We start from the raw sequence: 14,055 nt of genomic DNA, 5'->3' as shown, positions 1-14,055 counted from the left end.
AAGGCGATCGCTAGATGCCATATTGATATACACGGAGACAAAAAAGTGCAAATTACTAAGCGCAACGTTGAGTTAAGAGTCGATGGCAGTTTAATGCGTGTTTATGTTGCGGCTCCTAAAGCAGCAGGAAAATACCCTGGTATTGTCTTTTACAGTGATATTTATCAGCTAGGCGATCCAATGATTCGTCTAGCTAACTACTTAGCAGGATATGGCTATGTAGTAGCAGCCCCAGAGATTTTTCACCGAATAGAGCCAGTTGGTTTAGTAATAGAGCCAGATGATCTGGGAAGGATGCGGGGAAATGACGATGCTCGTCGAACCTCCGTAGCTGATTATGATGCCGATTGCCTTGCTGTGATTGAATTCCTTAAAGGAGAGAGTGCAGTTTCTCCAAATCAAATAGGCACTCTAGGCTTTTGTATTGGTGGACATCTAGCATTCCGCGCAGCATTTCAAAGCGAAATTCGTGCTTGTGTCTGCTGTTACCCGACTGGTATTCCCAGTGGCAAACTGGGTAAAGAGGTAGCCGATACAATCCACAGGGTAAATGAAATCCAAGGTGAGATGCTAATGGTGTTCGGTACTCTTGACCCTCATATACCAGATAGCGATCGCCAAACCATAATAAAAGCAGTTGAAAATGTTAACATACCTTACCAAGTTTTCTTGTATGAAGCAGAACATACATTCATGCGTGACGACGGTTATCGTTATGATTCTAGTGCTACCACCGCAGCTTGGTCTGAAATAGTAACTTTCTTGGGACGCATATTTGCAGACTGAAAACTCCTATTATTGCTTTCTTTGCGTCAATTTTGAGTTGTCTGCAACGCTAATAAACCAGCACCGTAAGCAGGCTCATACCTTGGAAAAATCACGTTTACATTAGGAAATTTCTTAACAAGAGACGCTGCAAATCTTTCATGGATATTGCATCTACCCCGCCAGACACCTCCTGTTGTGACTACTTCTAAAACTGAGTCAGCACTAAAAATCGCATCAATTACTGTAGATGTAGCTTTTACTAATTCTTTTACAGCATCGTCAATTATAATATTCGCTACTATATCACCTGACGCTGCTGCAAAATCTACAATTGGTGCTAAAGCAGCGATCTGTTTAACTCCCCATTCTCGCCGATATATTACTTCTATTAAATCTTCTATAGTTTCCAAACCAAGATGCTGTTTGAAACCATCTACCAAACTCGTTGGTATTTCTCGTCCATCATAAGATTTTAATGCTGCGTTCATGCCTGCGATCGCAATTTTATAGGCGCTACCTTCATCTCCTAGAATATACCCCCAGCCGCCAACTCGTTTGGTCTGTCCTTCATGATCTCGCCCAAAAACTATCGAACCAGTACCTGCTGCAACCACAATTCCTACAGGATGACCAATTCCGCCAACTAAGGCAATCAAAGCGTCGTTACAAATTACAATATTGGCTGGTTTTAATACCCAATTAATACGCAATTTGTTATTTTGTAACTCTTTAACTAAACCTTTTACTACTTCGATATCTGTTACACGACCTACACCTGATAAACCCAAACATATAGCGTCAATATTCACAGTATTTGTAATTATTGCTGCCTCAACCGCATTGTGAATTGCAGATTGAATAGATTGTAAAGTTGCTTCAATACCTATACTCTGATAGTTAGATGGGCCTGCTTCACCGCGACCTAGTACTTGACGCAAATCATCCATCAAGACACAAACAGTCTTGCTACCGCCGCCATCTATCCCCAAAACATAACTCATATAGCAGTCCTAAATCATCTGTCAAAATATATATTTCTTATCTCTCTGTGTTCTCTGCGCCTCTGTGGTTCGATTATAATTCTATTTTTTATAACTCATTTGAAATTGCTATAAATTTGTTGTAATAATACTAACTATTGCGACGCTTCGGTTCTTCCTTTAAAGGAATAAAAAATAGAGCAATCATCCCAGGAATAGTCAGCAAACAAACCAAGACAAAAAATAGTGGATAGCCAAGTTCTTTTTGTAAATAACCGCTAACTAATCCAGGTAACATCATTCCTAAAGCCATAATGCCAGTAGATATGGCAAAATGAGAGGTTTTATATTCACCTTGGCAAATATACATTAAATAAACACTAAAAGCTGTAAATCCAAAACCATATCCAAATTGTTCCAAGGAAACCAAGGGATAGACTAATGTGAGTGAAGGCTTTGTGTAAGCCATATACACATAAAATATATCAGGTAAATTCAAAGCTAAAGCCATAGGAAAAAGACATTTTTTTAATCCATATTTAGAAATTAGTAAGCCTCCTAAAATTCCTCCACAGATTAGGGAGATTACCCCAAATGTACCGTAGACTAATCCTACATCTGACGTTGATAGCCCTAAACCACCTACTTCTGGTTTGTCCAATAAAAATAAAGAAGCTATTTTGACAAGCATTGCTTCACCAAGTCTGTAAAGCAATATAAATGCTAAAATATTTATAATTTTATCTTGAGCAAAATATGAGCTAATGATTGACAAAAAGGGGATTTTTTCTGTAACCTGTAGCTGTTGTTTGTTATCTGATTCAGGTAAGGGTAAAAATAGGCGATGAGAAATAAATAGGATTGCCAAAATTAAAGCTGAGAAGCCAATAGCTAGAGTCCAACTTAAAGGAATATTATTAAGTGATACTTCAAGCTGACCTGCTAAAACTACTAATATTCCTGAACCGAAGATAACAGCCATTCGATAAAATAGTGAGCGAATACCAACAAAGAAGGCTTGTTGTTCTGGAGATAAAACGAGGAGATAGAAGCCATCTGTCGCAATGTCATAAGTTGCAGAAATAAATGCTCCTATTGTTAATGCTGTGAGAGAGATGAAAAAGAAATTTGGCAGTTGTAAGGAGATGGCTATCAAACCCAAGCAGCAGAACATGGCAAATTGGGTGTAAATTATCCATTTGCGTTTGGTAGAGTAAGTATCGACAATTGGGGCCCAAAACATTTTGATGACCCAAGGTAAATAGAGAAAACTTGTCCACAAGGCGATTTGAGTATTATCTATTCCCAGTTTTTTGTAAAAGATTACGGAAACTGTGTTGATGATGATGTAAGGTATGCCGGAGGTGAAATATAGGGTGGGGATGAATGTCCAAGGGGAGGTTGTTTGGTGTTTCATGGGTTTAGGGAACGAACCGCAGAGGGCGCAGAGAGATTAAGAGAGGATGATGCGTTTGATGCCGTCTTTGAGGAGGGGGACGTTAAAGTTGATGAGAAGGGTTAAGGGGTAATTAGTCATTTTAAGGTATGAGAGGACTTGAGCTTCGTGGATTGGGGCTAAATTTTGAACAGCTTTTAATTCCACAATTAAACAATTGGCAACCAGAAAATCTAATCTTCCCTTGGCTACTTCATGTCCTTTGTAATTTACTGTTACCGACTTCTCAACCAGATGGGGTATCCCGCACCTGAAAAATTCTATAATCAACGCTTCCTTATACACCTCCTCCAAAAACCCTGGCCCCAACACCCTATGCACCTCAATCGCCGCCCCAATCACCTCGCCCGTAAGCCGATTCATTTCCTCTCCTAACTCTCTTCCCTCCGCGTTCTCTGCGCCTCTGCGGCTCGTTTCCATCAATCCCTCTCCAACCCTGTGGCAAAATTTATTAGAGTCCTTCCTTAGTTTTCCCGCATGACCGCAACCATTCCCAATCTCCCCAGTCTCTACGACCCCTTTTCCACGGAAGCCAAGTGGCAAAAATTCTGGGAAGACAACCAAGTTTACAAAGCTGACCCCAACAAAGGCGGCGAACCCTACTGCATCGTCATTCCCCCGCCGAATGTCACCGGCAGCTTACACATGGGTCACGCCTTTGAAAGTGCCTTAATTGATACCCTCGTGCGCTACCACCGGATGCAGGGACGTAATACCCTATGGCTACCCGGAACTGACCACGCCAGCATCGCTGTGCATAGTATGCTGGAAAAGCAACTCAAAAAAGAGGGTAAGACTCGCTATGAATTGGGGCGCGAGAAGTTCTTAGAACGCGCTTGGCAATGGAAGGCGGAGTCTGAGGGAACGATTCTGAATCAGCTACGACGCTTGGGTGTCTCGGTGGACTGGTCACGGGAAAGGTTTACCCTTGATGAAGGTTTATCTAAGGCTGTTGTGGAGGCATTTACTCGCCTCTACGAAGAAGGCTTAATTTATCGTGGTGAATATTTAGTTAATTGGTGTCCCGCTTCCCAGTCGGCTGTGTCTGATGTGGAAGTTGAAAATCAAGAGGTGAATGGAAATCTCTGGCACTTCCGCTATCCTCTCACCGATGGTTCTGGTTTTGTAGAGGTGGCGACAACTCGACCAGAAACGATGCTGGGTGATACGGCTGTAGCGGTTAATCCCAATGACGATCGCTACAAACATCTCATCGGCAAAACTCTAACTCTGCCAATTCTACAACGAGAAATTCCCATTATTGGCGATGAATTTGTTGATCCTACCTTCGGCACAGGCTGCGTAAAGGTAACTCCCGCCCATGACCCCAACGATTTTGACATGGGTAAGCGTCACAATCTGCCGTTAATCAACATTATGAACAAAGACGGCACTCTCAACGCCAACGCTGGGGAGTTTCAAGGGCAAGACCGCTTTGTTGCTAGAAAGAATGTGGTTTCTCGCCTAGAAATAGATGGCTTTTTGGTGAAGATCGAAGATTATAAGCATACCGTTCCCTACAGCGATCGCGGTAAAGTACCTATTGAACCCCTCCTCTCGACTCAGTGGTTTGTCAAAATTCGCCCCCTAGCTGACAACACTCTCGAATTCCTCGACCAGCAAACTTCTCCAGAGTTTGTCCCCCAACGCTGGACAAAGGTCTATCGTGATTGGCTAGTAAAACTCAAAGATTGGTGTATCTCTCGCCAATTATGGTGGGGACACCAAATCCCGGCTTGGTACGCTATCAGTGAAACCGATGGACAAATTACTGATAACACGCCCTTTGTCGTGGCAAAGTCGGAAACTGAAGCTTGGGAAAAAGCTAAATCACAATTTGGAGAAAATGTCAAGTTAGAACAAGATCCAGATGTGCTAGATACTTGGTTTTCTTCTGGACTGTGGCCGTTTTCGACTTTGGGCTGGCCAGAACAAACTCAGGATTTAGCGACTTACTACCCGACTACTACTTTGGTGACAGGCTTTGACATCATCTTTTTCTGGGTAGCCAGAATGACTATGATGGCTGGGCATTTTACGCAGCAAATGCCTTTCCAAACAGTTTACATCCACGGCTTAGTGCTGGATGAAAAAGGTCAGAAGATGTCTAAGACCAAAGGTAATGGCATTGACCCGTTGTTATTAATTGACAAATATGGTACTGATGCCCTGCGGTATACCTTAATTAGAGAAGTAGCTGGCGCTGGTCAAGATATCCGCTTAGAATACGATCGCAAAAAGGATGAATCAGCATCTGTAGAGGCATCGCGCAACTTTGCCAACAAGTTGTGGAATGCTGCCCGGTTTGTGATGATGAATTTGGATGGACAAACACCGCAACAATTGGGGAATCCAGTAGCCACCGAATTGAGCGATCGCTGGATTATCTCGCGGTATCATCAAGTTATCAAACAAACCAGCAATTACATCGATAATTACGGGTTAGGGGAAGCAGCAAAAGGACTCTATGAGTTTATTTGGGGTGATTTCTGCGATCAGTATATTGAACTGGTGAAATCCAGATTGCAAGCAGATGCCGATCCAGTATCGCGGCGAGTAGCACAGCAAACCCTCGGCTACATACTGGAAGGAATTTTAAAACTGCTTCATCCGTTGATGCCTCATATTACCGAAGAAATTTGGCAAACTCTCACCCAACAACCGATAGATTCCCCGCAAACTTTACCATTACAAACCTATCCCCAGGTAGATGCAAACTTAATTGATCCAGCTTTAGAAGAACAGTTTGAATTACTGATTGCTACTATCCGCACAATTCGGAATTTGCGCGCGGAAGCGGATATTAAGCCAGGGGTAAAAGTGACAGCGAATTTGCAAACTGAAAGTGAAAAGGAGCGGGAAATTCTCACTGCTGGACAGTCTTATATTAAAGATTTGGCGAAAGTTGAGATTTTAACCATTACTGACAAAGAAAAAAGCCAAACTGTTGCTGCTAAGAAACCTCAGAGGGGTTTGAAGATAATTGGCTTAATTCTTGTGGCCATTGTCTTTGGTAGATTGGGTTTAGCTGCGGGAAATGCCATTGATGACATTCCCATCGTCGGAACTTTCTTTGAAATGGTGGGTTTTGGTTACACAGCTTGGTTTATTAGCCAAAATTTACTCACTGCTGAAGCGAGACTTAGGTTATGGAGCCGATTTTTCCCGCAGAGAGAATTAGAGCAACCACAAGAACCAGAAAATGCGATCGCAGGTGTAATTGGTACAATACAAGTGCTAATTCCTCTTAATGGCGTAGTGGATATTGAAGCTGTGCGTGCCAAACTAGAGAAAAGCCTAAGTAAAGCTGAAGCCGAAGTTCAATCCCTAAGTACCAGATTAAACAATCCTAGTTTTGTGGATAGAGCCAGAGCCGATGTCGTACAGGGAGCGCGGGATGCCTTAGCAGAAGCACAAAAACAAGTGGAAATTTTGCGCGATCGCCTAAAGGCGTTGTCTTAGGTATCGCCTGCATGACTTAGGATAACTGTAATGGGTAATGAGAGTGTCAATAATTCTCGATTACCCATTACCAATTAACAAGATTCAAATATCAATTCTGGAACTTACTATTTTATTAAATTTTTTTTGAATTTTGAGAGAAGTCGGAGCATCAGCTTCCGGCGTAAACCCTTTTGCCGCTTGTCACAGGCATCTCAACTTAGGTGATTTTGAATTGGAGCGAAGCAACTCTTATGCTATATCTAGCCCAGGTGCGTAAAAACGATTTTTTAGACCAGCACCAGTTACGCTTGTTGGCGCGTCAAGAAGCTGATAACTTGTGGGCGATAATTCCAGAAGAGGCTTTCATTCTGCTAGGAAAGGGAAAGAACATGAGTGAGAACTTGCTTGTTTTAGTAGAACTTTCCTCAACAGGCGACATTGAAAGAATAGAAGACGCTACCAACTGGGTACTCCATTTGGTACAAAACTACCTCACTATCGGCATTACCCCAGAATTCTTGCAGCACGAAGCCGAGCGAGCAGAACATTGGCGACAATCCTTGACGTTGCAAAACCAAGATTTAGCGAGGCGTTCCTTGGAATTGGAAGCTCGTCGCGAACAAATTCAAGCCTTAGAAGAAAGCCTCAAACGTGAAAAAAACGGTTATCCCCAACAGGAAAGTTAAAAGCAATCTTTTTGAGAGCCTCCAGACCCGGACAAATTATCCTCCGGGTAACATTCAAGAAAATTTAGAAATCCTTTCCTTAAAGGCAACTTGAGAATTTCATTCACGGGTATTGGATTTAAGTGAATATCAACATAAAAATTTTTACTTATATGGCATAAGTGAATAAAACGCAAATCATACAGAATTAGTACAAGTATGCTGTATTCTTAACTTCACCGATAAATTGCTTTTCGAATAAATGCTTAATTTTATTTCCTATTTGCTTTTGGCTCAAGCAGCACCTTCTCCAGCATCTGAACCCCAGGAAATCTTCATTCCGCAACAAACAAGACCTTTACCTGGCCATCTTGATGCAATACCAGTATTTAACAGTAATAACCCAGAAGTAGTTCAGAGTGAAGGTATTTTGCTGTCTACATTTCCTCCTCAAGGTAAAAAAGCGCCAAGCGCACACCTGAACTTTCTATGGAAGGGACGCTTTGATTTGTTTTCTCATCATATTGCTAGAGCCATTGAGACTCCAAATGATTTGCGGACTCTTTATTTGGGGGTGATTGTTTACAATCCAAGTGATCGCCCTGCAACTATAAACATATTGCAAGCAGCCAGTTATGTTAGTCAACCTGATGCACCTTTTCTCAAACTTCCCCCCATACAGCCAAATAATTCGGGAAACATTTATGCTGGGCCTGGCGATCGCGTCATGAATGATGTGCTACGAGGAAAACGGCAGTCAGGATGGCCAGCCCAGTTGGTAATTCCACCAAAACAAAGCCGGATGTTAATGAATCATCCAATTCCAGTGCGTCCTTTAAAACCGCCATTAAATGGACGTTCTACTTTGTTGCGTTTGTACAGTGATAGTCCAGTTTATATGGCGAACCTAGCTATGTTTGCCAAACCCAATCCAGATGCTACTGAACGAGCGCCCACTTTGAAAGAATGGGAGAATTTATTAGAAAATGGTGATTTTGCGGGACCGCGTGAACCTGCCCCTAGTCCTCCAAATAACCTTACAGCGACAGCAGAAATTTATGGTCGGGTGGCGGCGGTAGCTGTCGGCTCTCGTTGGCAAGCACAAGTGACCGACTCCAATAGTTCATACCTGACAATTCCCGCTTCAGGACAAGCTTTTTCATACGGTTTAAGTACCCTGTTAGCAGGCAAAATGGGTACTGGACAAAACCAAACTGCCAAACTCGCGGTGCGTTATCCTGGTACTGCTTACGAAGCTCACGGCAACTACGGCATTGAATATAACATCTCGCTACCATTAATCAACAATACCGCCAAACCACAAACTGTAAATGTGCTTTTTCAAACACCTATTAAAGAAGACGACTTAAGTAAACCTGGGCTTCGCTTTTTTTCACCACCCCAACCATCCGTCTTTTTTCGTGGCACAGTTCGTATTCGCTACAATGACGATAATGGCTTACCCAAAACCCAATATTGGCATTTAGTTCAACAACGGGGACAGATGGGAGAACCGCTTGCTCAATTAAAAATATCTCCAGGTCAGCTGCGAATGGTAAAACTAGATTTTCTCTACCCACCAGATGCTACGCCCCCTCAAATGCTGACAATTCAAACTCTAGACCAAAAATAAGGCAAAGGAAAGAAGGCAGGACTCGCATTCCTTTTTCGATTCGCCGCTTTTTGTTCTTGGTCAATGGAGAGCGATTTTTTTGGTGAAATGGGCGGCAGTCAAGACCCCGTTCACAATTACTACTATCTATTACTTAAATTTAGTTCGATTGTTATACCAATTTTAAAAAAGAATATGACAGATACAAGCCCAAAAGCGTGTAAAGGCGCGAAACTTCGCGCCTCTACATAGGTTCATACTAGGTTAATCGTCTTAGCAAAGTTAGGCAATCACAGTAATATTTGCACTACTAAGCTGTGCGTTATTCGACAACTGGGCTATTTGAACTTGTGTTGTACCACCCAATCCATCTTTATCAAAGTATAAGTTACCCGTACTTTGATTGTAGATGAAGCGATCGCTTGCGGTTGTAGCGATCGTACCAAGTCGGAACAAGCCCGAATCAAGTGTCGTATCCTGAGCTTGCCCCAGTCCGAATTCCGCCTTAGAAATGAAGATAGTATCATCTCCAACAGTAAAATCGGTGATGGTATCATAGCCTCCAGTGCGGGTATCAGTCAGATACAAGCTATCTTGTCCAGCTCCACCAGTCAGCGTATCTTTACCAATTCCACCAAAGAGGCTATCGTTTCCGACACCGCCTAATAAGCTGTCATTACCTGAATTACCAAAGAGGTTATCATTACCATCTCCTCCTGATAACGTATTAGCACCAGTATTTCCAATCAGGATGTTATTAAGGCCGTTACCTGTGGCAGTAATTGCCCCAGTTCCAATCAGGGTCAAGTTTTCAAAGTTATCTGCCAACGTCCAACTTACTGAAGAGTTAACTAAATCTGTGCCTGCATTTAAGCTTTCAACAATAATATCGCTAACACTATCTACAGTGTAGATGTCATTGCCGACTCCACCATTGAGATTATCAGCTCCCAAACCTCCATCTAAGGTGTCATCGCCTACTCCGCCTAACAAGCTGTCATTGCCTGAGCTACCAAAGAGGCTATCGTTACCATCTCCTCCCGTTAACGTGTTAGCACCAGTACTTCCAATTAGGATGTTATCAAGGCTGTTACCAGTAGCAGTGATTGCCCCACTTCCAGTCAGGGTCAAGTTTTCAAAGTTCTCTCCCAATGTCCAACTTACAGCAGACTTGACTAAATCTATGCCTGCATTTAAGCCTTCAGTAATCATATCGCTGAGGCTGTCTACAGTGTAAATGTCATTGCCGGCTCCACCATTGAGAGTATCAATCCCTACACCTCCATCCAAGGTATCATCGCCTGCACCGCCTAACAAGCTGTCATTACCTGAACTACCAAAGAGGCTATCGTTACCATCTCCTCCGCTCAACTTATTAGCACCAGTATTTCCAATCAGGATGTTATTAAGGATGTTACCAGTCCCATCGATTGCCCCAGTTCCAGTCAGTGTCAAGTTTTCCACGTTATCTGTCAACACAAAACTCACCGAAGACTTAACTAAATCTATGCCTGCATCTAAGCCTTCGACAATAATATCGCTAACATTGTCTACGGTGTAAATGTCATTACCGGCTCCACCATTGAGACTATCAGCTCCCAAACCTCCATCCAAGGTGTCATTGCCTGCACCGCCCAACAAGGTGTCGTTGCCTGAACTACCAAAGAGGCTATCGTTACCATCTCCTCCGCTCAACTTGTTAGCACCAGTATTTCCAATCAGGATGTTATTAAGGATGTTACCAGTCCCATCGATTGCCCCGGTTCCAGTCAGGGTCAAGTTTTCCACGTTATCTGCCAACACAAAACTCACAGAAGAATTGACTAAATCTGTCCCTGCATTTAAGCCTTCGATGATAATATCACCGATGTTATCTACAGTATAAATATCATTGCCGACTCCACCATTGAGACTATCAGCTCCCAAACCTCCATCCAAGGTGTCATTGCCTGCACCGCCCAACAATGTGTCATTGCCTGCACCACCCAACAAGGTGTCATTGCCACCTTCTCCACTCAAGATGTTAGCCCCAGTATTTCCTGTCAGAATGTTATTAAGGCTGTTGCCAGTACCATTGATTGCGTCGGTTCCAGTCAGAGTCAAGTTTTCCAGGTTATTTCCCAATACCCAACTCACTGAAGACTTGACTAAATCTGTACCTGCACTAGCGGATTCAACAATAGTGTCGCCGATGGTGTCTACAGTATAAGTGTCATTGCCTTTACCACCAATGAGGCTATCGTTACCTGTACCACCATCTAAGAAATCATTTCCATCGCCGCCATCAAGTGTGTCGTTATCACCTAGTCCGTTAAGCGTGTCATTGCCCAGCAATCCTAAGATGATATCCATGTTCACCGTACCATTCAGGGTTTCTGCTCCTGAAGTACCATTAATCAGATTGAATTGATTAATAGTCAAGTTTACAGTGGCATTACTGCTGCCACCCTGCCCATCACTTATGGTGTAAGTGAAGCTGTCGGAGCCATAATAGTTTTGTACAGGGGTATAAGTGTAAGTACCGTTGTTATTGTTAACTAAGCTTCCTTGGCTAGGTTGGGTAAAACCAGTAATGCTCAATACGTCACTGACATCTACATCTGTATCATTGCTCAACAGAGTCGTAGCGTTAATGATAATAGGTGTGTTTTTGTTTGTGGTGATGCTGTCGTTAACAGCAACGGGAGCATCATTCACTGCCGTAATATTAATGTTGCGGGTAACGGCAGTACTATTAGCGGTTCCATCATTAACTATAAAGCTGATGGTACGAGGTGTGAGAGTGGGGTTATCGCTGCTGTTGGTATAAGTAATAGAACGCAGGGCGGTTTGATAATTAGCAACACTGGAACTGCCACTTAAAGTTAAGATACCTGTGCTGCTGTTGTAGCTGCCCGTAATCCCATTTTGGTTGGTGAAGGCGAGTATGTCTTGAGTAGAGACAAAACCACTACTAATATTGACAGTGGCACTGGAAAGGTTAGCAGAGTCTACGTCGCTGACAGTGATGGCTGAATCGATGACTGTAATGGCATTCTCAATGTATGCCAAAGCAGAGTTGGTGGCAGTGGCAATGGGAGCATCATTCACTACCGTAATATTAATATTGCGGGTAACGGCGGTACTATTAGCAGCTCCATCATTAACTATAAAGCTGACAGTACGAGGTGTGAGGCTGGGGTTATTACTACTGTTGCTATAAGTAATGGAACGCAGAGCGGTTTGATAATTAGCAACAGTAGCATTGCCAGTTAAAGTTAATACACCTGTGCTGCTGTTGTAGCTGCCCGTAATCCCATTTTGGTTGCTGAAGGCGAGTATGTCTTCAGCAGAAACAAAGCCACCACTAATACTGACTGTGGCACCTGCTAGGTTGGAGGAGTCTACGTCGCTGACTATGATGGCTGAGTCAATGGCCGTAATGGCGTTTTCTGTATATGCCAGAGCAGAGTTTGTGGTGCTGGCAACAGGTGCATCATTCACCGCCGTAATATTAATATTACGTGTAAGGGCGGTACTACTAACATTCTGATCGTTAACTGTAAAGCTTACGGTACGAGGTGTAAGACTGGGGTTATCGCTGCTATTGGTATAAGTAATAGAACGCAGGGCAGTTTGATAATTAGCAACACTAGAACTGCCAGTTAAAGTTAAGACACCTGTGCTACTGTTGTAGCTGCCCGTAATCCCATTTTGGTTGCTGAAGGCGAGGGTATCTTGACCAGAGACGAAACCACTGGTAATGCTGACGGTGGCGCTAGCCAGATTGATGGAGTCTTCATCGCTGACAGTAATGGCTGAGTCGATGGTTGTATTGGCATTCTCGGTGTATGCCAAGGGAGAGGCAGAAGTAGAAGTGATTGTCGGGGGAATCCCACTTTTGTATACTTGGGCATATATTCCCCCCCTATTAAGTATTTCCTCACTCTGCTGTGTTTGCTCATCTTGACCATAGCTAGTCCAGGAAACAACAAAGTCCCCCTTTCCATTCATCGCTACTGTGGGGATACTTTGGTCGTTGGCGGTCTGAGTATTGACCTTAAATTCGCTCCCTTGAGCCACCCCAGCACTGTTGTAGCGTTGGGCATATACCCCATAACCAGACCCGTCTTGAAGATTGCTTTGCCAGGAAATGACAAAGTTCCCCGTTGTATCCATCGCTATTTTGGGGTTGATTTGATCGTTAACGGTCTGGGTATTGACCTTAAATTCGCTCCCTTGAGCCACCCCAGCGCTGTTGTAGCGTTGGGCATATATCCCATAGCCAGATCCATCCTGGTTTTCGCTTTGCCAGGCAATGACAAAGTTCCCATTTTGAGCGATCGCTATTGTGGAGTTACTTTGATCGTTAACGGTCTGAGTATTGACCTTAAATTCAACACCTTGAGGCACCCCATTACTGTCGTAGCGTTGGGCGTATATCCCATTATCAATGGTATCGCTAGGATTAGCGGGAATATTGTCTTGAAGATTGCTAGTCCAGGAAATGACAAAGCTCCCATTTTGAGCGATAGCTACTGTGGGGTTATATTGAGCGTCAGAGTGTGTGGTATTGACCTTAAATTCGCTTCCTTGAGCCACCCCACTACTATTGTAGAGTCTGGCGTATGTCTCAATGCCGTTAGACCCAGAGTTGCTCAGATCAAACTGATCCCAGGAAATGACAAAGTTTCCATTTCCATTCATCACTACTGTGGAGTTCAATAGATTGCTATCAATACCAGTATTGACTTGAAATTCGCCCCCTTGAGCCCCCCCAGAACTGTTGTAGCGTTTGGCATATACCCCATTGCTATTCCCAAACTCATCAAAACTAGTCCAGGAAATGATAAAGTTCCCAGTTGCATCCATCGCTACTGTGGGGATACTTTGGTTAGTGGCAGTAATGGTGGAATTGACCAGAAATTCACTCCCTTGACGCTGCCCATCAATGTTGTATCGTTGGGCATATATCCCGCCAACCCCGTTCTGATCAAAACTAGTCCAGGAAATAACAAAGTTTCCATTTTGATCTATCGCTACTTTGGAGTTAGATTGATTGCCGATAGTGGTAGTATTAACCTGCAATTCAGTCATGAAAAAACCTCTGAAAAAACTAAAAATTTGATTTCAACAATTACGCTCTAATGA

At 43.2% G+C, this 14,055-nt stretch carries 8 protein-coding genes; 4 read left to right on the top strand and 4 right to left on the bottom strand.

Annotation, left to right across the window (positions count from 1 at the left end; translation table 11 throughout):
• Window positions 1-45 precede the first annotated feature (45 nt).
• Entirely contained in the window at window positions 46-786 is a 741-nt protein-coding gene (locus tag NPUN_RS23665) for a dienelactone hydrolase family protein (protein WP_012411001.1), read from the top strand.
• A 26-nt stretch (window positions 787-812) separates the two neighbouring features.
• Here NPUN_RS23665 and NPUN_RS23660 read toward each other — a convergent pair whose 3' ends face one another.
• The 3 genes from NPUN_RS23660 to NPUN_RS23650 all read right to left on the bottom strand — a co-directional run bounded on the left by NPUN_RS23660 (window position 813) and on the right by NPUN_RS23650 (window position 3,624).
• Window positions 813-1,769, bottom strand: a complete 957-nt coding sequence (locus NPUN_RS23660; RefSeq protein WP_012411000.1) for an N-acetylglucosamine kinase — start codon at window positions 1,767-1,769, stop codon at window positions 813-815.
• Between the two features lie 130 nt (window positions 1,770-1,899).
• On the bottom strand, window positions 1,900-3,165 hold the full coding sequence (locus tag NPUN_RS23655; RefSeq protein WP_012410999.1) for an MFS transporter: 1,266 nt from the start codon (window positions 3,163-3,165) through the stop codon (window positions 1,900-1,902).
• A gap of 36 nt (window positions 3,166-3,201) precedes the next feature.
• Complete coding sequence (locus NPUN_RS23650) at window positions 3,202-3,624, bottom strand: GxxExxY protein (protein WP_041565584.1); 423 nt, start codon at window positions 3,622-3,624, stop codon at window positions 3,202-3,204.
• Between the two features lie 57 nt (window positions 3,625-3,681).
• On the opposite strand from NPUN_RS23650, the gene NPUN_RS23645 reads away from it, so the two are divergent.
• From NPUN_RS23645 to NPUN_RS23635, 3 genes are all read left to right on the top strand, one after another.
• On the top strand, window positions 3,682-6,666 hold the full coding sequence (locus NPUN_RS23645; protein ID WP_012410998.1) for a valine--tRNA ligase: 2,985 nt from the start codon (window positions 3,682-3,684) through the stop codon (window positions 6,664-6,666).
• A gap of 233 nt (window positions 6,667-6,899) precedes the next feature.
• Window positions 6,900-7,334, top strand: coding sequence for a hypothetical protein (locus tag NPUN_RS23640; RefSeq protein ID WP_012410997.1), 435 nt, complete (start codon window positions 6,900-6,902; stop codon window positions 7,332-7,334).
• Window positions 7,335-7,575: 241 nt separating this feature from the next.
• On the top strand, window positions 7,576-8,946 hold the full coding sequence (locus tag NPUN_RS23635) for a DUF3370 domain-containing protein (RefSeq protein ID WP_012410996.1): 1,371 nt from the start codon (window positions 7,576-7,578) through the stop codon (window positions 8,944-8,946).
• 261 nt (window positions 8,947-9,207) lie between these two features.
• Here NPUN_RS23635 and NPUN_RS44225 read toward each other — a convergent pair whose 3' ends face one another.
• Entirely contained in the window at window positions 9,208-14,001 is a 4,794-nt protein-coding gene (locus NPUN_RS44225; protein WP_012410995.1) for a beta strand repeat-containing protein, read from the bottom strand.
• Window positions 14,002-14,055: the final 54 nt, after the last annotated feature.

This window comes from Nostoc punctiforme PCC 73102, from assembly GCF_000020025.1.
Lineage (GTDB): Bacteria > Cyanobacteriota > Cyanobacteriia > Cyanobacteriales > Nostocaceae > Nostoc > Nostoc punctiforme.
This window is presented reverse-complemented; position numbering and strand designations above follow the sequence as displayed.

What these genes read in the sequence shown, in the direction of transcription:
- NPUN_RS23660 (WP_012411000.1), bottom strand. Translation starts at nt 1,769, where the DNA reads ATGAGTTATGTTTTGGGGATAGATGGCGGCGGTAGCAAGACTGTTTGT.
- NPUN_RS23655 (WP_012410999.1), bottom strand. Translation starts at nt 3,165, where the DNA reads ATGAAACACCAAACAACCTCCCCTTGGACATTCATCCCCACCCTATAT.
- NPUN_RS23650 (WP_041565584.1), bottom strand. Translation starts at nt 3,624, where the DNA reads ATGGAAACGAGCCGCAGAGGCGCAGAGAACGCGGAGGGAAGAGAGTTA.
- NPUN_RS23645 (WP_012410998.1), top strand. Translation starts at nt 3,682, where the DNA reads ATGACCGCAACCATTCCCAATCTCCCCAGTCTCTACGACCCCTTTTCC.
- NPUN_RS23640 (WP_012410997.1), top strand. Translation starts at nt 6,900, where the DNA reads ATGCTATATCTAGCCCAGGTGCGTAAAAACGATTTTTTAGACCAGCAC.
- NPUN_RS23635 (WP_012410996.1), top strand. Translation starts at nt 7,576, where the DNA reads ATGCTTAATTTTATTTCCTATTTGCTTTTGGCTCAAGCAGCACCTTCT.
- NPUN_RS44225 (WP_012410995.1), bottom strand. Translation starts at nt 14,001, where the DNA reads ATGACTGAATTGCAGGTTAATACTACCACTATCGGCAATCAATCTAAC.